23 protein-coding genes are annotated in these 21,285 nt (G+C 67.2%); 18 read left to right on the top strand and 5 right to left on the bottom strand.

Going from position 1 to position 21,285, the window contains the following annotated elements:
- From ACLBXX_RS02980 to ACLBXX_RS02965, 4 genes are all read left to right on the top strand, one after another.
- The coding region (locus tag ACLBXX_RS02980; RefSeq protein WP_447656760.1) for a transketolase-like TK C-terminal-containing protein at nt 1-587 on the top strand (587 nt) is incomplete at its 5' end.
- Nucleotides 588-600: 13 nt separating this feature from the next.
- Complete coding sequence (locus ACLBXX_RS02975; protein ID WP_447656759.1) at nt 601-1,095, top strand: ribose-5-phosphate isomerase; 495 nt, start codon at nt 601-603, stop codon at nt 1,093-1,095.
- The gene (tal, locus tag ACLBXX_RS02970) at nt 1,092-2,201 is read left to right on the top strand and encodes a transaldolase (protein ID WP_447656758.1); all 1,110 of its coding nucleotides are present in this window, start codon (nt 1,092-1,094) and stop codon (nt 2,199-2,201) included. Before ACLBXX_RS02975 ends, tal begins: the two co-directional genes overlap by 4 nt.
- Nucleotides 2,202-2,534: 333 nt before the next feature.
- Nucleotides 2,535-3,005 carry a substrate-binding domain-containing protein gene (locus tag ACLBXX_RS02965; protein ID WP_447656757.1) on the top strand — a complete coding sequence of 157 codons (471 nt, stop codon included), beginning with the start codon at nt 2,535-2,537 and terminating at the stop codon, nt 3,003-3,005.
- A gap of 62 nt (nt 3,006-3,067) precedes the next feature.
- Here ACLBXX_RS02965 and ACLBXX_RS02960 read toward each other — a convergent pair whose 3' ends face one another.
- Nucleotides 3,068-3,385 carry a hypothetical protein gene (locus tag ACLBXX_RS02960; protein WP_447656756.1) on the bottom strand — a complete coding sequence of 106 codons (318 nt, stop codon included), beginning with the start codon at nt 3,383-3,385 and terminating at the stop codon, nt 3,068-3,070.
- Nucleotides 3,386-3,761: 376 nt separating this feature from the next.
- Here ACLBXX_RS02960 and ACLBXX_RS02955 point away from each other — a divergent pair, with 376 nt between their 5' ends.
- The 8 genes from ACLBXX_RS02955 to ACLBXX_RS02920 are packed head-to-tail and all read left to right on the top strand — an operon-like array spanning nt 3,762 to nt 13,098.
- Nucleotides 3,762-4,502 (top strand): hypothetical protein, encoded by a 741-nt coding sequence (locus ACLBXX_RS02955; RefSeq protein ID WP_447656755.1) that lies wholly within the window; start codon nt 3,762-3,764, stop codon nt 4,500-4,502.
- A gap of 1 nt (nt 4,503) precedes the next feature.
- A complete protein-coding gene (locus tag ACLBXX_RS02950; RefSeq protein WP_447656754.1) occupies nt 4,504-5,118 on the top strand; it encodes a M23 family metallopeptidase in 615 nt (204 codons plus the stop codon).
- A gap of 21 nt (nt 5,119-5,139) precedes the next feature.
- Nucleotides 5,140-5,439 (top strand): hypothetical protein, encoded by a 300-nt coding sequence (locus ACLBXX_RS02945; protein ID WP_447656753.1) that lies wholly within the window; start codon nt 5,140-5,142, stop codon nt 5,437-5,439.
- Complete coding sequence (locus ACLBXX_RS02940) at nt 5,358-6,905, top strand: hypothetical protein (protein ID WP_447656752.1); 1,548 nt, start codon at nt 5,358-5,360, stop codon at nt 6,903-6,905. Before ACLBXX_RS02945 ends, ACLBXX_RS02940 begins: the two co-directional genes overlap by 82 nt.
- Nucleotides 6,902-8,392: an SCO6880 family protein gene (locus ACLBXX_RS02935; protein ID WP_447656751.1), complete on the top strand. Its 1,491-nt coding sequence runs from the start codon at nt 6,902-6,904 to the stop codon at nt 8,390-8,392. The genes ACLBXX_RS02940 and ACLBXX_RS02935 overlap by 4 nt, the downstream gene beginning before the upstream one ends.
- Complete coding sequence (locus tag ACLBXX_RS02930; protein ID WP_447656750.1) at nt 8,392-9,987, top strand: hypothetical protein; 1,596 nt, start codon at nt 8,392-8,394, stop codon at nt 9,985-9,987. The genes ACLBXX_RS02935 and ACLBXX_RS02930 overlap by 1 nt, the downstream gene beginning before the upstream one ends.
- Nucleotides 9,984-11,261: an AAA family ATPase gene (locus ACLBXX_RS02925; protein WP_447656749.1), complete on the top strand. Its 1,278-nt coding sequence runs from the start codon at nt 9,984-9,986 to the stop codon at nt 11,259-11,261. The genes ACLBXX_RS02930 and ACLBXX_RS02925 overlap by 4 nt, the downstream gene beginning before the upstream one ends.
- A 13-nt stretch (nt 11,262-11,274) precedes the next feature.
- Entirely contained in the window at nt 11,275-13,098 is a 1,824-nt protein-coding gene (locus ACLBXX_RS02920; RefSeq protein ID WP_447656748.1) for a type IV secretory system conjugative DNA transfer family protein, read from the top strand.
- Between the two features lie 53 nt (nt 13,099-13,151).
- Here the strand turns inward: ACLBXX_RS02920 and ACLBXX_RS02915 are convergent, their stop codons facing one another.
- Nucleotides 13,152-13,328: a hypothetical protein gene (locus ACLBXX_RS02915; protein WP_447656747.1), complete on the bottom strand. Its 177-nt coding sequence runs from the start codon at nt 13,326-13,328 to the stop codon at nt 13,152-13,154.
- Nucleotides 13,329-13,483: 155 nt separating this feature from the next.
- Between ACLBXX_RS02915 and ACLBXX_RS02910 the strand changes: the two genes are divergently transcribed.
- The gene (locus tag ACLBXX_RS02910; RefSeq protein WP_447656746.1) at nt 13,484-14,053 is read left to right on the top strand and encodes a hypothetical protein; all 570 of its coding nucleotides are present in this window, start codon (nt 13,484-13,486) and stop codon (nt 14,051-14,053) included.
- Complete coding sequence (locus tag ACLBXX_RS02905) at nt 14,050-14,496, top strand: single-stranded DNA-binding protein (protein WP_056372729.1); 447 nt, start codon at nt 14,050-14,052, stop codon at nt 14,494-14,496. Before ACLBXX_RS02910 ends, ACLBXX_RS02905 begins: the two co-directional genes overlap by 4 nt.
- Nucleotides 14,497-14,691: 195 nt before the next feature.
- Here the strand turns inward: ACLBXX_RS02905 and ACLBXX_RS02900 are convergent, their stop codons facing one another.
- Nucleotides 14,692-14,874 carry a hypothetical protein gene (locus ACLBXX_RS02900; RefSeq protein WP_447656745.1) on the bottom strand — a complete coding sequence of 61 codons (183 nt, stop codon included), beginning with the start codon at nt 14,872-14,874 and terminating at the stop codon, nt 14,692-14,694.
- A 58-nt stretch (nt 14,875-14,932) separates the two neighbouring features.
- Nucleotides 14,933-15,193, bottom strand: coding sequence for a hypothetical protein (locus ACLBXX_RS02895; protein ID WP_447656744.1), 261 nt, complete (start codon nt 15,191-15,193; stop codon nt 14,933-14,935).
- A 105-nt stretch (nt 15,194-15,298) separates the two neighbouring features.
- Between ACLBXX_RS02895 and ACLBXX_RS02890 the strand changes: the two genes are divergently transcribed.
- Complete coding sequence (locus tag ACLBXX_RS02890) at nt 15,299-15,574, top strand: hypothetical protein (RefSeq protein ID WP_447656743.1); 276 nt, start codon at nt 15,299-15,301, stop codon at nt 15,572-15,574.
- Between the two features lie 59 nt (nt 15,575-15,633).
- On the opposite strand, the gene ACLBXX_RS02885 is transcribed toward ACLBXX_RS02890, so the two are convergent.
- Nucleotides 15,634-18,759: an AAA family ATPase gene (locus ACLBXX_RS02885; RefSeq protein WP_447656742.1), complete on the bottom strand. Its 3,126-nt coding sequence runs from the start codon at nt 18,757-18,759 to the stop codon at nt 15,634-15,636.
- A 471-nt stretch (nt 18,760-19,230) separates the two neighbouring features.
- Between ACLBXX_RS02885 and ACLBXX_RS02880 the strand changes: the two genes are divergently transcribed.
- The 3 genes from ACLBXX_RS02880 to ACLBXX_RS02870 all read left to right on the top strand — a co-directional run bounded on the left by ACLBXX_RS02880 (nt 19,231) and on the right by ACLBXX_RS02870 (nt 21,042).
- Entirely contained in the window at nt 19,231-19,443 is a 213-nt protein-coding gene (locus ACLBXX_RS02880; protein WP_447656741.1) for a DUF7455 domain-containing protein, read from the top strand.
- 536 nt (nt 19,444-19,979) lie between these two features.
- On the top strand, nt 19,980-20,258 hold the full coding sequence (locus tag ACLBXX_RS02875; RefSeq protein WP_447656740.1) for a hypothetical protein: 279 nt from the start codon (nt 19,980-19,982) through the stop codon (nt 20,256-20,258).
- Nucleotides 20,259-20,307: 49 nt separating this feature from the next.
- Nucleotides 20,308-21,042: a hypothetical protein gene (locus ACLBXX_RS02870; RefSeq protein WP_447656739.1), complete on the top strand. Its 735-nt coding sequence runs from the start codon at nt 20,308-20,310 to the stop codon at nt 21,040-21,042.
- Nucleotides 21,043-21,285 lie beyond the last annotated feature (243 nt).

The following is a 21,285-nucleotide window of genomic DNA, read 5'->3' as shown; positions in this document are numbered from 1 at the left end:
TGGTGCGCCCGGCCGACGCGAACGAGACCTCGGCCGCGTGGCTCGAGATCGTCCGCCGTCAGGGCGGCCCCTCGGGCATCGCGCTCACCCGCCAGAACATCCCGGTGTTCGCACGCGGCACCGGCGAGGCATCGGGTGACGTCTTCGCGTCGACCGACGGCGTCGCCAAGGGCGCGTACATCCTCGCCGAGGCGCCGAACGGCACCCCCGACGTCATCCTCATCGCGACCGGCTCCGAGGTCCAGCTGGCGGTCGCCGCCCGCGAGACCCTCGCCGCCGAGGGCGTCAACGCCCGCGTCGTGTCGGCCCCTTCGCTCGAGTGGTTCGACGAGCAGGACGCCGCCTACCGCGAGAAGGTCCTGCCCGCCGCGGTCAAGGCGCGCGTGTCGGTCGAGGCCGGCTCCGCGCTCACCTGGCGGGGCATCGTCGGCGACGCCGGCCGCTCCGTCGCGATCGACCACTTCGGTGCGTCGGCCGACTACAAGACCCTGTTCCAGAAGTTCGGCATCACCGCCGAGCACGTCGTCGAGGCCGCCCGCGAGTCCCTCGCGGCCACGGCAGCACTCGAACTCGCAACGGCGAAGTAAGCACGAGGCAGCGATGCGCATCCACATCGCGACAGACCATTCGGGACTCCGTCTGTCTACTCGACTACGAGAGGACCTGCAGAGAAGAGGGCACGAGGTGCGGGACCATGGTCCGCGAGTCTACGACCCGCTCGATGATTACCCCGCCTTCTGCTTCAAGGCGGCATCCGCTGTGGCTCGCGACTGGGCTGACGGACGATATGCGTTGGGCATCCTCCTCGGCGGGTCGGGCAACGGCCAGCAGATCGCTGCCAACAAGGTCAAGGGCGTGCGCGCGGCACTCGTCTGGAACCTCGACACCGCAACGCTCGCTCGCGAGCAGAACAACGCGAACGTGATCGCGATGGGCGCTCGGCAGCACTCCTTCGAGGACATCCTGGCATTCGTGGACGTCTTCATCGAGACGCCCTTCTCCGGTGACGAGTGCCACGAACGCCGCATCCGGCAGATCGCAACCTACGAGACCGGTCCGCGACGCGGGCCCCTGAACCTGGAGGAATTGGTATGAGCACCCCCACTGAGAAGCTGGTCGCCGAAGGCGTGAGCATCTGGCTCGACGACCTGTCGCGCGAGCGCATCACGTCGGGCAACCTGACCGAACTCATCTCGACGCGCAACGTGTCGGGCGTCACCACGAACCCGACGATCTTCCAGGGGGCGATCGGCGGCGGCGGACACTCCTACGCCGACCAGATCGGCGAGCTCGCCAAGGCGGGCGCGTCGGTCGACGACGCGATCTTCGCGGCCACGACCGACGACGTGCGCGACGCGGCCGACATCTTCCGTCCCGTCTACGACGCCACGAACGGTGTGGACGGCCGCGTGTCGATCGAGGTCTCCCCCGATCTCGCCCACGACACCGACGCGACGATCGCGCAGGCCAAGGAGCTATGGGCGAAGGTCGACCGACCCAACGTGCACATCAAGATCCCCGCGACGAAGGCCGGCCTGCCCGCCATCACCGCGGTGCTCGCCGAGGGCATCTCGGTCAACGTGACGCTGATCTTCAGCCTGGAGCGCTACGCCGAGGTCATCGAGGCCTTCCTCGCGGGCCTCGAGCAGGCGCAGGCGAACGGTCACGACATCTCGCAGATCCACTCCGTCGCGTCGTTCTTCGTCTCGCGCGTGGACACCGAGGTCGACAAGCGTCTCGCCGCGATCGGCACCGACGAGGCCGCGGGCCTGAAGTCGCTCGCCGGCGTCGCGAATGCGCGCCTCGCGTACGAGCTGTACGAGAAGGAGTTCGCCAGCGACCGCGCGAAGGCGCTGACGGATGCCGGAGCCCACGCCCAGCGTCCGCTCTGGGCCTCGACCGGCGTCAAGGACCCGAACCTCCCCGACACGCTGTACGTCACCGAGCTCGTCGCCCCCGGCACCGTCAACACGATGCCGGAGAAGACGCTCGAGGCGACCTTCGACCACGGTCAGATCGCCGGCGACACCGTGACCGGCACCTACGAGGCCGCGCACCACGTGTTCGACCGCCTCGCCGCCGTCGGCGTCGACTTCGCCGACGTCACGCAGGTGCTCGAGGACGAGGGCGTCAGCAAGTTCATCGCCTCCTGGCACGACCTGCAGGGCACCGTCAAGACGGCCCTCGAGGCGGCTCGCTGAGCCGTCCAGGTTCGGCCCCATCGCGATCGCGCTCTCGCGGGCGGCGACGTGAGCGACTTCGCAGAGACCCTCGCCGCACCCTACTTCCCATCCCTCGCGTGAGTCGCTCCGGTCGATTTATGAAGCCGGATACGAAGCTGCCTCTCGCAAGAACTCACCGACGTAGTGGGCGGGGGCGGCAGCCAGGGTTGGACAATCTTGTCCCAACGGGGCGACCCGGACTCGGCTCGGTCGGTCGGTCGGTCGGTCGGCTGCGGGTTACGTGGTCGGCCCGATAAGTAGGTGACAGCCGCACGGCGGCGTCCATGCTGCACTTCGTGACGGACAAATATTGTGTCCAGACAGACCGAGTTCACCAAGGCCGCCACCCAGGACTGGGACAACGCCAAGGCTCAGGCCCGCATGGACTCGCTACCCTCGGGGTTCTACTCGAACACCGAGATCGACGGTGTCCTGTCGCCGAACGACGGCATTGCACGGGCGATCCTCACGTCGGTGGGCAACACCCTTAAGGAACTGCCCGTTATCACCGGCCTCGACGCCGAGAACGAGTCAGTTCTTTCGATCTGGGATGGTCAGCAGTACTTCACCGTCTACCAGCCCACTGACAACCTGGTGGCGAAGACCGTGGAGATCATCAAGACGCTTCAGGCGACCGGCAAGCTTCCTGAGCCCGACAGGACTGAGATCAATGGCGCGGCAGATGTGCCGGTCTTCCACCTGGATCCGGAGATCGTGACCATCGCGAACATGGAGGAAGTCTTCGCGAACGACCCCACTCGACTGACGCTGATCGGCGGCTAATCGCTCGGTGGCTTCATGGGGGGATGGTCAGTTCGATGACCATCCCCCTCATCTGACGCGGGTCAGAACTCCCCAAGAACTTGTCCGAGCCTCATCACCATCTCAGTCACCGCGGCGTCGTCGACGCTATATCGGACACGCTGTCCGCGCACGGCAATGTCGCGAGGAGGGTCGGCGATGATGAGACCCACGTCGAGCAGCTTCTCGATCCCATTGGCCACGGTCATGGCGGGGATCTCCAACGCCTCGGCGATTTCGCCTCGAGTCTGGGCAGGGTTGCGACGCAAGTGACCGATGATGGTCGCCTGCATCATGTTCCCCAAGGCCTTGATGGGATCCTCCGCGTAGTCGCTGTTCGCGGGTCGGGTATAGCGAGGCACCCGTCCAGTCTTCCGCAACGCCCGGCTCATCGTCCAGATGACAGAAGCAGAAAATGCTTCACAATCGGAGTGTATTGCTATACGCTTCCCTCATGTCAAGGCCGGAGATCCGACAGCCAGGTGCGGCGGCACACGCGGCGAGCCTGGTGTCCCCCAAAATGCCTACAGACACCCACTTTTTCCACGGAGTATCCTGCGGTCACGATGCGAGAGAGGCCGCGGCCACGCGTCGGCCCACTGGCGTGCTGCGCCCGTCTTTATTAGACGATCCTCATTTTCGTCGCGCCTCGATCGTGCGTAGGATGCCGCCACGGCGTCCGTCGCGCGGGTCCCTTCTGTTGTGCAGCGGTGTCGCCCTGAGTGTTCAGGAGGGCACGTGATGATGCGTCAGCAATCCGGTGGCCGCCGCGGACTGGTGTGGGCCCTCGTGGGCGGGCTCGTACTGGTCGCGGCGATCGTGGCGATCATCGTGTCGTCGCTGGTGTCTCAGGCGCCGACTGCTGATCCGACCAGTCCTGCGTCCCCCACCGCGGGCCAAACGCCCCCCTCCTCGTTGCCTGCAGACGGGGACTTCGTCGACGCCGCTGTGAGCGACAGGGGCTGGATTCCCGAGCCGATCACAACCGATCCCGACGCTTATGTCCGGGCGGCGCTGGCCGCGGCATCCACGTTCGATACGCAGAAGAGCAGCCGATCTGAATGGCTCACCTACCTCGATATTTGGTTCACCCCGGATACCCGCTACACGTCCGAGGCTGACCGCGAAGACGCCATGCAAGCGTCGCAACTCGAACTCCGACAGGCGATCGTCTTGCCAGAGACGGAGTGGGAATCGTTGGCGAACGAGAGCGGGCGCGTCGTCGCGACCACCGTAGGCGACATCAGGTACATGGATGTTCCTGAGGACGCTTCTGGGGACATGCACATCGGCACTGCGGATGTCGTGCTGACATTCACTCGCACGGATGGCAGCGGCGGCGAGGCATCGTATGACGAGAACGTGCGAGTGAGCGTGCAGGTCCTGTGCGGTGACGATTCGATTCCGACGCCGGGCTCGGCGCAGCAGCCGGGCGACTGCAAGGTAGTCCGCTACTTCTCGGGGTCATTGGAGCCCTGACATGGGTGCCCCGGTTCTTGCGGCAGCGACCCTCGCGAACACGAGGACCGGCCGCAAGATCGTGATCGGGATGCTGCTGCTCTTCGCGCTCGCAACCGGGCTGGTGCTTACCCCGTTGGTGGCGATACCACTCGCTGCGGTCGGCGCGGGCGCATCCGCTCCCGTCGAGAGTGCGACGACCGGGCCGGCGGCGAGTGGCGCGTGGGGGTATCCCCTCGCGGGTCCGTACTCGAAGGGGCGTGGGTTCGGGTACAACCCCGTGAGTGGATGCAGCTACTGCTCTACCGATCATCAGGGCTACGACATGGCACAGGGTTGCGGGGCGACCGTCTACGCCGCCGGCCCAGGTGAGGTGATCACTGCCGGGAACTACCAGGGTTACGGCAACGCCGTCCGCATCGACCACGGCAACGACATCGTCACGCTCTATGGCCATATGCAGTGGGATTCACTTCGCGTCGCCGTCGGCGACGAGGTCAGCGCGGGAACGCCGCTCGGCGCTGAGGGCAACACCGGCCGCTCGTTCGGCTGCCACTTGCATTTCGAACTGCGGAAGTCCGGGACTCCGGCACCTCCGGAGCCGTTCATGGCCGCACTCGGCCTGCCGCTGAAATGACCGCCGATTGAGGAGCTGATGATGCGCAACCCAGAATCCGTCGCCGCCGATGTGGATGTACCCGACATCCAACCGGACTTCTCCGCCCCGTTCTTCCAGGGCTTCCAGGTCATCGCCTCCTACATCCTCGCCGGCGCGATGATCGTGGTCCTGATCATGCTCATCATCGCCGGCGCATCCCTTGCGTTCCGGGGGCTGGCGAACGACAGGGTACGAACCTGGGCCGGCGAGAACATCCTGTGGATCTTCATCGCTGCTGCGGTGCTCGGCGCCGCGTCGGGACTGTTCCAATGGTTCGTGAACTTCGACTTCGGATTCTGATGCGGACGACGCGCGCCTTCGTTGTCGGGACCGTGCTCGGTCTCGGACTCGCGGTCGGCGTGCTCACCCCCGCCCACGCAACCGCCGAGCCGGTGACGGTGACGGTGAACTACCTTGCAGCCGCCAACACGGCTCCGGTCACCGGCCAACCGTGGTCAGCACCGGCCTACCCGGTTGATTGCTTGCAGTCGGGCGATCAGATCACGTGCACGCCGCAAAGCGCCTCGGAAGCAAAGGCTCAGCAGTGCTTCGTCAATGTGCTCTTGGCTGGCGGGAAGTCAACGCTGTGCACGACATACGAGGAGCACGTCGCCGCGATCAAGACAAGTGGCGGCACTCCCCTGCTGGTCGAGTACGGCTGCTCCCTGGGCGACCTGGTCTGCACGACGTTTGAGAATGCAGGTCGCGGGATGGCACTCTCGGCGACGGGGATGATGTTTGCGATCTCGCAGAACATGCGATTCGACACGTCGTCGCTGCTATGGACTGCGGCCGTTCAGGAGTGGTCGTTCTGGCAGTGGGCGATCCTGGTCATCACCTTCGGGGCGATGGTGTGGGCGGTCACCGCAGCTGTCGTGTCGGGTGACCGGGCCGAACTGGTCGGAGCGCTGGTGCGCAGTTTCATCGCTGTCGCGGCGGTACCCATCTCGCTGTGGATCACCGGGCACCTCGTCAACGCGATCGACGAGATGACCTGGTACATCATGAGCCGGGACGGGCAAGACGCGCTGTTCACCACCCTGCAGAGCGTGATGTGGGCGGGCGGGCAGGCGAACTACTTCTTCGCGTTCATCATCCACGGGCTATTGATGCTCGGGATGCTGCTGCTCATGCTCGTCTTCGCATTCCGCAACATCGTCCTCGCCGCGCTCATCGCCGTCGGCCCGGTGGCGTGGATGCTGTTCCCCGTGCGCGGCATCGGCCCCCAGTGGATCGTCCGCTACGTCTCCGCGGTCGTGGTGCTGCTGCTGACCGGTCCGCTCACGATCGGGTTCGTCGCGCTCATCATCAACGGACTCTCGACAGTGCACACGATCTGGGACCCGCAATCCTGGCCGATGCTCATCGGGCTCGTGCTGGTCGCGTTGGCCCCGTTCGCGGTGTTCGGCTTGTTCAGCTTCGTCGGCGCGGTCGCCGCCGACTCGGTCGGCTCCGGGGTCGGCACTCGGGCCGCTCGGGGTGCCGGCAACGCCGCCCGCTCGGCATCCCGCATCCCAAGCCGCCTGAACGCCCACCCCGCCGGAGGCACTGCGATCTTCTCCGGCTCATCCAGTGACGCGGGCTCGAAGCCACCCGGTGGTCGCCCCATGACGTCGGGACAGCCGGGTCGGACCGCCGCCAACTCGGCGCCTCAGGAGCCGCGACGCGCACCGGGTAACCCGACCCCGGCATCGACGCCGAGGGCGAACCCGCCTTCGAGCCCGGAATCCAGAACGCCATCGCGCGCTGAGAGGACCCCGTCATGACCGCATCAGATCTCACCGATCCGGTCCGCTTACCCCGCCGCTCCGGACAGGGCGTGGTGATGGGGATGGACCCATGGCAGGTCACCTGCATGGCCGCGGCCGCCATCGCCATGCTGATCGCGCTCAACCGGTTCGGCGTCCTCGGGCTACTCGTCGGCATCCCGGTCTACCTGCCGCTCGGGGTCTTCGCGCTGCTGCGCATCAATCACGACTCCGCGCCGCGGCAAGCCGGACTGTGGCTGATGAAGCAGATCCGCCACGCGGCCGGCGCGACCAGAGAGGTCTACCGGCCGGAACGCACAGAGCTCGCCGGCACGTTGAACCTCCCCGGGGTGCGCGCCTCGATCGAACTCTGGGATGTCGACGGCGTCGCCTGCGTCTACAACCCCCATGACCGGTCCGTGTCCGTGACCGCCGAGCTCGAGGTGCAGGGGTTCCTGATGCATGACGCCGCGGAGCGGTTCGACCTGGCCGCCCAGTGGTCGACCGTGCTCGCGTCGTTCACGAAGAGGCCCGGGATCAAGCGACTGACCCTGCAGGAGCGGACCCTGCCCACCACCATTCGTGCGGCGCGCGACCATTTCGACACGGTCGCTAACCTTCGCGACCTCGACCGGTCCTCCCCGTTCGCGCAGAACTACCAGCACGCCATGGACGATGCCGAACGGTACGCCGTCGCACACCGCAACTACCTCACCTTCACCCTCGATCTGCTCGCGCTCAGCGGGCAGCTGAAATCACTGGGCGGTGGGAAGGACGCGATCCGCACCCTCGCGTATCTGGAGACCCGCACCCTCGCGGACGCGCTGCGGATTGCGCGGATCACCGTGCGCAAATGGATGTCGCCCCGAGACATCGCCGCTCTCGGTCGGGTCGCGTTCGACCCCGCGTTCGCCGCGAATGTGCAGAACCGACCCGACGACCTCGCGGGCGTGGACCCGATCGCCATCGGCCCCATGTACCTCGAGGAGCCCCGACACCGCAACGGCATCGTTCGCACCGACTCGGGAGTGCATTGCACGATGTGGATCCACGAATGGCCGCGATCCAACACCAGCATCGGCTTCGTGGAACCGATCGTGTTCGCGCGGATGCCGTCCACCGGAGCTGCGATCACCCACATCCTCTCCATCGTGCTCACTCCGGTTTCGGACAAGCAGGCGCTGAAGCGGATCGCCGACGACAAGAAGGTGTGGAAGGGCAACGAGAAGCTGCGTCGCAAGCGCGGCGTCGGTGGTGCCGCTGCCGACGAGGCCGACTGGCTGGCACTGGAGGAGCAGGAACAGCAGATCACTGCGGGGCATGGAGAGTTCCGGTTCGGGGCGTACCTCACCATCACCGCGGGCGACGAGGAGCATCTCGATCAGGCGGTCGCCGGCATGCGCAACGCGCTCGCCCGTGCGCAGATGGAAGGGCAGATCCTGTACTGCCAGCAGGCCGAGGCGCTCATGGTCAACGCCCTGCCGATCGGGCTGGGGATGAAGTGATGGCCCGCCACGTCGCGTTCATCCAACCCGCCAACGCCACGAAAGAAGAGCGCCGGGCGATGCGCCGGGCCGTCACCGACGCGGCCCGCGATGACAAACCGCCACGCGCGAAACGGCGGGATGTCGCCCTTCCTGAGCCCGCTGTGGCAGGTCCATTCGGACCGGGCATCGTTCGGGGCGGGTACTGGAACCTCGCCCGCCCAAACCTGCTCGCGCACCAGGCCACGTCTCAGCACATCGCCGGGATCTACCCCTTCGTTGCCGACGCCGGCCTCGGGCACCGCGGCCCGGTCGTCGGGATCGATCTGAACTCCGACGCGCTGTGGCACTTCTCACCGTGGGAGGCGTACATCGACGCGTCCGACCGCGGCGCCCTGTCCACCAACCTCCTCGTGCTGGGCGCGTACCGGGCCGGCAAGAGCGGCACCATCAAGATGCTGGTGACGCGGTCGATTGCGTTCGGGCACAAGGTCGTGGTCCCCTCCGACCCGAAAGGCGAGTGGGTGGCCGTCGCCGAAGCCGACCCGCGCGGTGTCGTGATCCGCATCGGCGGCGGCACCCGCGCCCGTCTCAACCCGCTCGACCGTGGGCCGCGACGCGGCGGCGCCACCGACGACGAGGACGAACAGCTCGTCCAGCAACGCCGCATCACCACCCTTATCTCCCTGATCGAGATGACCCTTGGGGGCACGCGTCTCACCGCCGTCGAACACGCCGCCGTCCACGAAGCCCTCGCCCGAAGCATCCGCGAATCCCACGACCACCCCACCCTCCGTGACGTGTACCGCCACCTCGGCGGCATCGTCACCGACCCCGGCAGCAACCCGCGACTGTCGGAAGGAGCAGTGCAGCCCGAGTTCGTGCTCCGCCGATTCGTGCAAGGCGACCTGTCAGGACTGTTCGAGGACGAATCGACCGTCACCTTCGATGACGCCGCACCGATCGTCGTCGTCGACACATCCGAACTGTTCGCACGCAGCGAGCTGGTCGCGCAGCTCACCCAGGTATGCACCACCGCGTGGATCCAGGCGGTGATCTCAGATCGATCCGCGAAGTCCACCCGCTACCTCGTTCGCGAGGAGGGGTGGCGGGACATGACCTCGCTGCCCGCGCTGCAGATGTTCCAGCAGTGGCTGAAGCTCTCCCGCCATTACGGCATCAGCAACATTGTCATCCTGCACAAGGTCGGCGACCTCGACGCTGTCGGCTCCGCCGGCTCCCGCGAACACAACCTGGCGCTGTCGATCATCGGCGACATCGAGAACAAGTTCGTGTTCCGCGTCAACCACCAGGAAGCCGACGCACTCAAGACCCGGCTGAACATCCCCGCCGCCCACGTCGCCGACGCCCGGCAACTGCGGATGGGCACCTTCATCGCCTACGTCGGCCAATACGCCTACCTGGTCGACAGCTTCGCCACATCCACCCAGTGGGAGTACGAGCTGTTCAAGACCGACGACGCGGTCCGACCCGCCGACCACGACGACCGCGCGCTGCATCTCATCGACCCCGACGCCCTCGACTCCCTCTGGCCCGACCAGCCGGACGCAGGTCTCGACGGGTGGCTGTCCACAACAAGGAGGCACCTGCCATGACCACGGCACTCTACCCGCGCGTGATCGCGACCGTCACCGGCACCTCCGCGACTGTCACCAACCCTGACGGGCGGTCTCACGCGGTCGCCGCAACCCGGGATCAAGACATCCGGCAGCTCATCGTCTCGCGCACCGCCGACGCTGCGCGCACCGCCGGCACTCCGCTGGAGCTCATCACCTCCGGTGATCGCGGCGTACACCATTTCCTCGTTTACGGCGACGGCGACGTCGAGGCGCTTCCCGCGACCGACGCGGAGCCGGCGTCATACCCGACTCGCGCGTCGGAGAAGGCGTCATCACACAACGGAGAGGAGGTGAGCATCACCGCTCAGGGGCGCGAGTCGACCGGCCTCGACTCGGCCCCTGAGCCTCCTGCGCGCGCCTCCTTCATTACCGCCACGCCACCGGTCGGCGACTCGGCGACCGGGTGGCTCGCCCGGCTGGGCATCGTCCGGCCGTCCCCTACGCAGATCGCGCGACGCGAGTGGGAGGCGACGGTGTCCAAGCATTGGGCGGGATGCCGATCGATCGCGGTCGCCAATGGCAAGGGCGGCGTCGGCAAGACGATGACGACCGCCATGATCGCTGCGGTGCTCGCCCGCTACGGTGGCGGCAATGTCCTCGCCTGGGACAACAACGACACTCGCGGCACGCTGGGCTGGCGCACCGAGCAGGGCACGTACGACGCCACCGTCCGCGACCTGCTCACCGCAGCGGAAGAACTCCTCGCCCCCGACGCGGCGATCTCCGACATCTCCCGGTACGTGCATCACCAGTCCGTCGACCGGTACGACGTGCTGCGGTCGAACCCGGAACTGCTCGCTACCGATCAGCGGCTCACCCAGACGGAGTTCGATGTGCTGATGAGAGTCGCCGCACGCTATTACCGGCTGGTGATCTTCGATTCCGGGAACGACGAATCCGCCGAACGCTGGCTGCGGATGGTCGACCATTCCTCCCAGCTCGTCATCCCAACCCTCACCTCCCCGGAGTCTGCCGAGTCCGCCGCACTCCTGCTGGACGCGCTGCGGCAGCGGGACGAGCGATCCGCGTACCTAGCCCGGAACGCCGTCGTCGTGGTCACCCAGGCCGAGCCCTCGGCGCAGCGCGAGATGCACCGCATCGTCGACGGATTCACCGATCACGTGCGCGCGGTGGTGAGCATCCCGTTCGATCCGGCGCTCAAGGCGGGGGCGCTGCGTTACGACGCGCTGCGCACCGCTGCCCGCAGTGCCTGGCTTCACGTCGCGGCCGCAGCGGTCGCGGAACTGTGAGCGGGATGCCGCCATGAACGACACCGCCCGCAGCAGGCTGATCGCCGTCGCCCTCGCCGTCGGCATCGTCCTGGCGTTCGCGACATCCTTCATCGCCGAAGCGGTCACCCAACTGGTCTGCGGCACCCGCCCCCAACCCACCAGCCCCTTCTCCGGCCTGATCATCGCGGTCACCGGCGACCCCTCGGCGTACACAGCGCCGGACGGCTGCGCGCTGCCGGTCTGGCAGATCCGCGCCGCCGACATCCTCGCCGTCCTGGTGATCACTGCACTCGCGATCCTCACCGTGGTCGCGTACCGGCGGCACAAGGCGTCGGACAGCTCGTTCATCAGCGACCTCCGCGCCCGCCCTGGGTTCGCCGAAGCCTCCGAGATCCGCCAGCACCTCTCCGCCAAGGCCATCCTTAAACGTGCTCGGCAGCTCCGGCCCGACATCCCACGACCGAAGCCGACCGATGTCGGCTGGCGAGTGGGACGGTCCCGCGGGATGGACGTGTACGTGTCGATCGAAGACTCCGTGGCTCTGGAGGGCCCGCCCCGCTCTGGCAAGGGCTATCGGGTACTGATCTCCGCGATCCTGGATTGGTCGGGCCCGCTCATCACCACCTCGACGACGAACGACAACCTCACCGCCACGATGCGGATGCGGCAACGTCGTGGCGAGGTTCATGTGTTCGACCCGCAGGGTCTCTCCGGTGTGCGGTATCCGTTGCGCGTTTCCCCGATCGCCGGTTGCGAGGATCCCCTGGTCGCGATGCAGCGCGGCGCTGCCATCATCACGGGCACCGCGCTGGGTGCATCCACCACTAACGCGGAATGGGCGCAGGCCTCCGGCGTCGTGCTCGGCCGGCTGCTGCATGCGGCCGCGGTCGGCGACCGCACCATCGCCGATGTCTACAACTGGGGCACCAGCCCCGTCGTTGCCCGGAAAGCCGTCGATGTGCTGCGGGCCGACGGCGCCCCCGGATGGGGAGACAACCTCGAAGCCACCCTCGCCGGCGACGAGAAGCTCGTCTCCTCCGTCTGGTTCGGCGTGCAGAACGCCGTCGCCCCGCTCGCGGTCCCCAAGATCCGCGACGCGCTCATGCCCCAGCCCGGGGACAATCTCTTCGACCCGAACGAGTTCCTGGATGACTCCAGCACGCTGTACCTGGTGGGGTCCGCGTCCGGTGCGTCGGCGATGGGCGGATTCCTCGGCGCGCTGCTCGACGACGTCGTCGAAGTCGCTCGAGTGCGGGCGCTCGCTTCCCCGGGCTCCCGCCTCGCCCACCCGCTCGGCCTCATCCTGGACGAGATCGCGAACATGTTCCGATGGGGAAACCTGCCCCGGATCATGGCCGACGGCGGCGGCCGCGGCATCTGCACCTTCGTCGTCCTGCAAGCCCTCTCCCAGGCCGAGACGTCCTGGTCGCGCGCCGAAGCCGACACCATCTGGGCGGCAGCCACCGCCAAAGTCCTCCTGGGCGGCGCATCCCATGTCGACCACCTCCGCGATGTCGAAGCCCTCCTCGGCACTCGGCAGACCCGCCGCACGCAACGCTCCTGGTCGACTCGTGAGGTCGGCCACAACACCAGCGAGCACCACGAACGCCTCCCGCTGATGTCCGTCGACGAGATCCGACGGATGCCGCAGACGGTCGGGCTGCTCGCCTATCGCAATCGCCGTGGCGTTCTTCTCGACCTTGCTGGGTGGGATGAACGCCGCGATGCGCGCGCCATCCAGAACGGCAAGCGTCAGACCGAGGACGAACAGCGCGCTGTGTTCTCCGACACCGCCCCTGCACGCCCCGTCCAGACCGAGCTCCCAGACGACGTCGAGGCGGTGACAGAAGAGTGAGCAACCGCCGTAAGAGCGCGTCCTGGAACTCCTATCGGTCCCAGTTCCTCCGCTCACCCGCCTGGTTCGCACGACGCGACCGCTGGTTCCGCAAACAGCAACGACTCGGTCGACCACTCGCCTGCGTCGCGTGCGGACAGCCCGCGCCCAAAGAGCGCCTCGAACTGCATCATCTCGACTACGGCGGCGTCCGGTTCGTCGACGGTGCATGGCGGGCGTTCGAACGCCACGACGACCTCGTACCCATGCACCCGTATTGCCACGACCTCCTCCACCGCCTCATCGACCGGGATCTCGTGCTCTCGCGGCACCGCACACGACGAACCGCATCCGCACTCGCCCTCCAGCGACTCCGGCTCAAGCTAATCCCTTCCGGAGCACCGCGATGAACGAATCCGACCCCGCCGAGATCGAACGCCTCCTCGCCTTCGAACTCGCCGGAATCCGCGCCGCCGGACTCAGCGGAACACCCGCGGCCGAATTCACCGGACCCCCCGCCGACGACCACGATGGGCCTTCCGACCCGATCGGCGTGCACGTCGTCGACTGGCGTCGCCTCTCCGACAGGGACGCGCGCGAGATGTGGGTCGCCCTGCGGGCGTGGGTCGAGTGGTTCACCGTCCGCTACTACGTTCCCGTCAGCGTGGTCCCGAACTGCTGGTGGAAACACGGCGCTCTCGTCGAAGAACTCTCCGCGCTGCACATCGCCCACCTCGCCTCGTTCGACGAAAGCGATACCGGCCTCGGTCCCATCGGGTGGCACGAACGGCTGTCCCTCGCTCTCCCCCGCCTGAGCCGTGCCGGTGCCGGCTGCGCCAGCGGTCACAACGACACAAGACCCCGCTCCTGGTCGCATGCGATCGACGAGCAGGAATGGGACGCGTGGACCACCACGGCCCACGCCCACCGAGACACCCCACCGGGTGACTCACCACCGAAAGGAGCACGACCATGACCACCAGAATCCCGGTCACCCTCGAGGGCAACCTCACCGGTGACCCCGAACACGGCGGCACCGACAATGGCACCGAGTACGCCCGGTTCACCGTCGCCGTCAACGACCGCCGGCTGAACGAGACCACCGGCACCTGGGAAGACGCGGGAACCGTGTTCCACCGGGTCGTGGTCTTCAACCAGCAGGCCCGCAACGTCGCCGACTCCCTGCACAAGGGCGACAGCGTCATCGTGAGCGGTGACCTCCGGTTCGGGACCTACACCGACAAGGAGACCGGGCAGACCCGCGAGACCCGCGACGTCGTCGCGGACAACGTCGGCGCGTCGGTGAAGTTCCAGACCGTCACCGTCGCCCGCACCCCAAAAGCTGAAGGGCCCGCAGCACACGCTCCGGGCCCTTCGGTAGCACCGGCCTCGTACGCCGGCACCGGGATGTCACGCTGACCTGAACTAACAAGCAGCGGGGCGAGAGTCAGCGTACTCTCGCCCCGCTCCGCTGTGTACGCCCAACCCACGGTCAAGTCTGGGTGCGGAGGAACGTCAGCCCGCAGGGAGCGCACGTGAAACCGGGCGGTGCGTCGCGCAGCACCGTGCCGCACTCCGGGCACCGCGGTTGCGCGGCGAGTGTCTCGTCCGCGCTCACGGCTTCCTCGGCACATGGGTGCGGACATCGTCGGCCTGCGCATCATCGAGCATCCAGCGCTTGTACTTCGGGTGATCCGGATACTTGGTGCGGAGGTAGTCGCGGACCACCTTCCCCGGTCGCGCTTCGTCGAGGTAGCCGAGCTCTCGCGCGAGTTCTCGCGGCGTGTGGGTCGGCATGCGCGTGAGCCTACGCCGCCCCACACGCGCCTGCCGGATGATTACGTCGGCGCTGTGGTCAGGTGTAGGCGCGGTGCACGTGCCAGTTGTCCTCGGTGCGGAACACATCGAACTCGAACGAGGCGCCGTCCTCGTCGGTCGCCTGGAACCGCCACCCGTAAAGGCTGCGCCCGTCCTGGAGCGGCGCCGACCACACCGACTCCCGCAGCCGGGTCGGAGTGTCGGAGACTCGCCATCGCAGACCCGCGTAGAACATCCGCACCGGGATGTCGTCCACCATCCATAGCGTGACATCGTGTTCTACAGTCGTTTCGTCCATGACTTCACACTGTAGAACTAATGTTCGATACTGTCCATATGGCCGGGGAAGACGGGGCGGCTGGTGGGCACGAATCGAAGGTACGCCGCGCAAATCGATGCGCGGATGAACGAGCGCATCCTGCAGCGCACCGCCGAGACCGGTCGCCTGGAAACACTCACCGACTCCGAGCTGCAGCTCGACACGCTCCCGCTGACCAGAGCCCCCGTCGCACGCCCGGTCAGGGCGTGGGTCCGGTTCGGCGGTATCCCCATCCGCGTGGACGCCGAGGCGTGCTCCTGGACTTCTCGTGCAGTCGCCATTCGGTTCCGTATCGACGGCCACGAGCACCGTTGCTGGGTCTGGGCCGGCGCGGTCGAAGGACCGGACGACGGTCCGTGAGCCCGTTGTCCCCACGGGCCCACGACGCTCGCGGCGCCCGTTCCGGGGCGCGCTCGCGTTCAACGGCGGGGTGACATGCCGGCGACCGGCTGGGCGGGCGACAATCGCCCGGGGGCTGCCGACGCTGCGTCGCGAGCACGTTCCTCCAGGGCGCGGACGCTGGGCGCCAGACCCGCTCTAAGCGTGCGCTCCGTTCGCGCTTGGTCCAGGAGCAGGATCGCTCGCGAGTAGTCCGCTGCGAGTTGGTCTCGTTCCGCGGCAACCGCGAGCCTTCGCTCGCTCAGAGCCTTCCGTGCAGCATCGACGGCCTGCGTGTCGTGCGTCGCGGGCTCAGTCGGGCGTGCGTGATCTCGGGCATTTCGCACGGCGTCGTCGAGGCTTGCATTGTGGAGCGCAGAAGCCGACGCATCCAACCATGCGTGCAGTTCGTCGAGTTTCGCGAGGATCGCCTCCGCTCGTTGCTTATGCGTGGAGATGCTTAGCCCGAGGTTTACGAGGTGGCCGAGCGGACGGCGCACACGATCTGACCAGGGGACGTCGTGTGCGCTCGTCGGCATTGGCGTTCGGGCGGCCCGTCCGAGTTCGGTTCGGGCGGCGCGCTCGGAGTCGTCGATGCTGACCTCTGGGGTGCCGCGCATCATGCTGTCGGCGATCTGGTCTCGCGCTGTGGCAGCGGTGTGGGCGATGGCGACGGCTTCGTTGTGGAGGCGGCCTCGTGTCATTCCGACGTAGAGGCCCGAGGCGTTGACGCCGGGGCCGACGATCGAGGCATCGGTGGTTTCACCTTGGATCCCGTGCACGGTGGACGCATAGGCGAGGTGGACGTGGTGCGCGGCGTAGTCAAGCGAGACGAGTCGCAGATCCGTGCTGTCGCTGATGCTCGACAGCTCGACACCGTCGTCGCGGATGCGGCGGACGGTCCACAGTGCCCGGTTCTCGACATCCGCCCGACCGTCGTTGAGGCGGGTCTGCACGAGGTCTCCCTCGAGCAGGCGTTGCTCGCCCTGGCCGATCGCGATCCGTGTCTGATCGAGTTGCCCGAGGTCAAGCCGACGTTGCTGGATGGCTTCGTTGATCGCATCAGCCTCGTCGTTTGTGCTGGTGACGACGGCGACGCGCTGGTGCTGACGTGCCCAGCGGAAGTACGTCTCGACCATGACCTCCCGCGCTTGGCCCCCATCTGCCACCCGATGCACGAGGCCGCGGTCGTCGAGTTCCGTAGCGACCGCCAGCGCATGTTCCTTCGAGCCCGGTTCGCGCATCCGCAGCGAGAGCGCGGCGTACTCGGGATCGCGGAATCGATGCACGGCCGTCAGCTCGACCACCGCGGTTGCGCGCCGTGTCATGCAGGCCATCGCTCCGGCGTGACCGACGGGCATCGCCTGCAGATGGTCGCCGACCATCGCGATCCCAGCGCCGGACTCCTCGGCGAGGATGGCAAGCGCGTTGGCCACAAGCAGGTCGACCATGCCGGCCTCGTCGACGACGATGCGATCCCCCGGGGTCAGCACGAATCGTCGGGGCCCGTCGAACACTTGCCCTGTTCGCGGGTCGATCTCGCCGCGAGTCAGGCGCGTCCACATATCCGCGCCAGCCTCGTCACGCCCCCACCGCCAGCCGTGATCGTGGAGAAGCGCGTGTACGCTCGACGCGGTCACCCCGACCTCGCGCGACGCCACTGACGCGGCCTTCTTGGTCGGCGCGACCACGACGAGCCGCCGCCCGCTGCCGGCGAGCACGCTTCTCGCCACACGCAGCATCGTCGTCTTCCCTGCACCGGCGGGCCCGGTCACGGATACGAGACGATCGGTGCCGGCGATGGCCGCGGCCGCATCCGCCTGACCGGCGTCTAGGGCGACGCCGGCTGGCAGCACGTCGGCCGCGGCCTGCGTGATCGACGATGAATCTGCAGGTCGGCCCGCCCGCGTGATCGCATCAAAACGGGCAGCGAGTCGAAGCTTCATTGACGCTGTGGATGCCGCCATGAAGCCCTTCACGTGTTCGGGCCGGTCGACGTCTTCGTCGAGAAGATCGACGGCGTGCCGCCAGCTGCGGGCGACGACATCGTCGATCAGATCTTGGAGATCGGGACGGGGCACGATGACGCCAGATGCTGCGACCGCTCGGGTGGCACCAGCGCGCACGTCGTAGCGACTGAACCGTCCGCCGCAGGCGGTCGACCTGGCATCGGCATCGACGATCGCCATCGCGGCGAGCAGGTCGGGATCGAGTTCGTCCGGTGCCCGAGCAGTCACTCGCGCCGGCGCCCGGGGCTTGAGCATCCGTACGTCGATGTCGCGGAGCTCGTCGCGGATGAGTTGCTCCCAGTCCGACTCGTCGATGGCACCAGGCTTGCTGGGGCGACCCGCCGCCCACGCGCGTCGGTCGATCTGCTGCAGCACCTCATGGTCAGGCTGCTGCCCTGGGTGGTCGGCACGCCAGTCCAGGAGGAACCTCGCCCGGTTCGCCTCGATCTGGTTCGACCTGCGCGACAACGGGCGCACCGCCGCCGCGAGCTCTGAGATCTCACCGTCGGCATCGAGCGTGTACCCATGGGCGGCGAGCGCGGCGATCCACTCTGGATCGGTGCGTGCGGCGAGCTCACCCTCCGCGTTGACGAGAGTGTGCAGCCGCATCGCGACCCGCGAGTCGACGTTCGACCATTGGCCGTCGTCCCCCAAGACCTTGACATTCAGCCAGAGGTGTCGATGGATGTGCGGATCCAACGCCCTGGAGCGACGGTGGCGCAGCTCGACGACTTCGATCCGGTGGAGCGACTCACGGATGCGACCTCCGGCGCCGCGACGGGCGTTCAATTCCCGCTGCCAGGTGGTGATGATCCGGTCGCGCAGGCGGTCCTGGAGGGCCTCGAACTGCGCCGCGAGGTCGGGGTGGATCAGCGCGGCGACGCTGTAGGACTTGGGCGCGTTGATCGTCCCGTCCAGGATCAGATCCGCCTGCGGCGACGTCAGCTCACGGCCCCGAACCAGATCCGTCTGCGGGTCGCGCCCGTCGACCCAGCGGCGTAGCTCCTCCGCGGTGAGGCGGTCCTGACCGACCGCGCCATCCTCGACGATGAACCTCGCGACATGCGTTGCGTCGGCGCCGCTGTACGCGGCGAGCGCCTCGACTCCCGTCACCGTCCGGAGGTGGGAATCACATGTTCCCTTGAACGCGTACGCCATCGCCTGTCGAACCCCCTGCGATTCGACTCCCCGCTTCCAGCGTTCTAGGCCACCGCGCACAAGCTCAGGGTACGCGGCTTATGTCTTAGATACGAGTGCTTACACAGAAAGTGCCTGCGTGCATTGCGTTTCTCGCTGCTGTGATCCTCGTGAGTGCAGTGTCAGGGGCGAGTCGTTTCATCGAGGTGGTGATCTCGCAGCGGAGGCAATCTGTGGGTCTTCGCATGCCTCATTCAGGAGGGGCTTGTCGATCGCGCTCAAGGGTCCGGCGAGCACGGTCGCCGCGGCGGGGCGTGGGCCCAACGAAAAGCCACCCCGGACTGCGGGTGCTGAGGGGTCCGTCAGGCGTAGCCCCGGCACCGGTCGTGACACCCCCGATCCGGTCGAGGCATCGGCTACGAACCAAAGATAGACACGCGCGACATCACGCGTGGCCGTTCTACTATCTGGCAACCCAAGGAGGGCTCGATCATGACTACCGCCGCAGACGCCCCGATCGAGCACGTCCCCGAACGCCTCACGTCGCGGGACCGGTGCGACGCGTGTGGTGCGCAGGCCTACATCGCCGCGACCGTCAACGGCTCCGAGTTACTGTACTGCGCGCATCACGGCCGACTGTTCGCCCCAAGACTTCGACCACTCGCGACTAGATGGACCGACGAGACGCGCCGCCTCAACAGCTGAACGTGCGACTCGGCGAACCGACGCTCCTCGAGTCAACCCCTCGCCAAGCGAGCAATCAAACCGCCGCGGTCGTCGGGCGCGACCGCGCGCTTGACCTACACGAGCGCACAACGCTGCGGGCGGGGTATATACGCGAGGAGACCCCGCGAACAGAGAGCGCCCGACTATTCCGCCTTCACCGCACACCGGACGGGGACGCTTCACCTGGCCGCCGATGGGTGGAGTCGTCCTAAACTCGCGGCGTGGACCTCATGGAGCAGCCGCGTTGCCCCTCCTGCGGCGTGCTCATGCGGGACGAGCCCGGCGCGTACCGGTGCCCGTCGTGCGGTCTTTTCATGGTCGTCGGCGACGTGCCGCCGGCCCCCACATTCGACGGCCCGAGCATCCGCGGCGGGTAGTCCCAAAACGAGGCAGACGGGGACCGGCATCCGCACGGTGGCAGGCTGATGCGCGGCCGAGTGAGTAACGGGTTCAAGTCCCGTCACCCCGTCGGAGTCAGCGCGGTCGGCGAGCGGATACGTCGGTAGGGTGACCGCATGCGCAGAGTGCCCGTCGGAGTTGCGACAGCCACCATCATCTCCGGCGTGCTTGTGCTCGGCGGCGTCATCATGTTCCTCGCCGCACGCCCGACTGGCACGGCACCGTTTGGCTGGTTCGCCTATCAGCCACTCGCCGGCGCAGCCTTCTTCCCTGGTTCGCTCATCACGCTGACACCGCTCATGGTTGCAGCTGCCACCATCGGCATCATCGGTCTCGTGGGGCTTGGCGCGATCGCCGGGTACCTGCTCGGTCGACGTCACCAAGCTGCTCCCTGAGGGACCCTCCTGAACCGCAGTTGTCGGCGGCGGTCGGCAAGCTTGTGCCGTGGCAGCATCCAACATCGCGTCGGCCGACGGCCTCCGAGACCACTTGAAGAACCCTGTGTTCTGGTACGGCCTCTACCTCCTGCTCGTGGGTACTGGGGTTTTGGCCGTGACGCTCTCGCCGTTGTCGGGTCAGCCCTCGCAGGACCTCGTCTCCTTGGCCGGCGTGATCGCCACGCTGCCTCCTGTTGCATTGGTTGTCTGGATCGCCGCACGCATGCCAGCGAAACCGGGACGACCCAGTTCGGCTCTCGGCGGCGCGGGTAGATGGGCGGGGCGTCTCGTCTGGACCGCAGCCACCTTTGCCCTCGGCGCGTTCGTAGCCACTCTCGTCGCGTCTGACCTCGACCGGGTCGGTACGCCGTCCTCGGCGAATGAGTACTTCTACGGGTTCTTGGGGCTGATCGTGGTGTCGGTTTCACTCGTCGCGTTGGCGGGCGTCGTCGTCGTGGGCGCGTGGATCTGCTTCTCGCTCGATCACGCAGACTTCGCCCGCGCCGCTGTTCGTGCACTTAGTTCGGAGCGGTCACGCGAAGCGTTGCCGCTCCGGACGCGTATCTGGCTAGATGACAACGATCAGGAACTGATGCCGCGTCTCACCGCCAATCCGACGACTGACCGCCTCGTCCGCGCACTGACGCCAGTAGCCGTTCGCGGTGCCATCCTTGTCGTCGCCTTCTTCTTCCTCGTCGCGCTCAGTTCGCTGTACCCGACAGTCATCGGCTGGATTTCTTAGATCAGCCGCACCTCGCTCGCATATCGGCGTGCGCGCGGATGGCGTCGTCCGTTCCGCTATGTCCCGTCAACCGCCGGCGCCCCGCATGCCCGCGTGAGCGCATTCAGTTCGCTCACGAGGCACTCGCTGGTTGCAGTCGCGCGCATGGCGACCGCTAATCGAACCGTGCAGGACTCGACTCGCCGAGTTCTGCGTGGGCTGTGCGTACCTCCCCGCTCATTGGCGTCGTCGCGCCACCCACCG

This window comes from Microbacterium sp. C23T (genome assembly GCF_053345975.1).
Note: the sequence above shows the minus strand (reverse complement) of the source record. Positions and strands in the feature narration are given on the sequence as shown.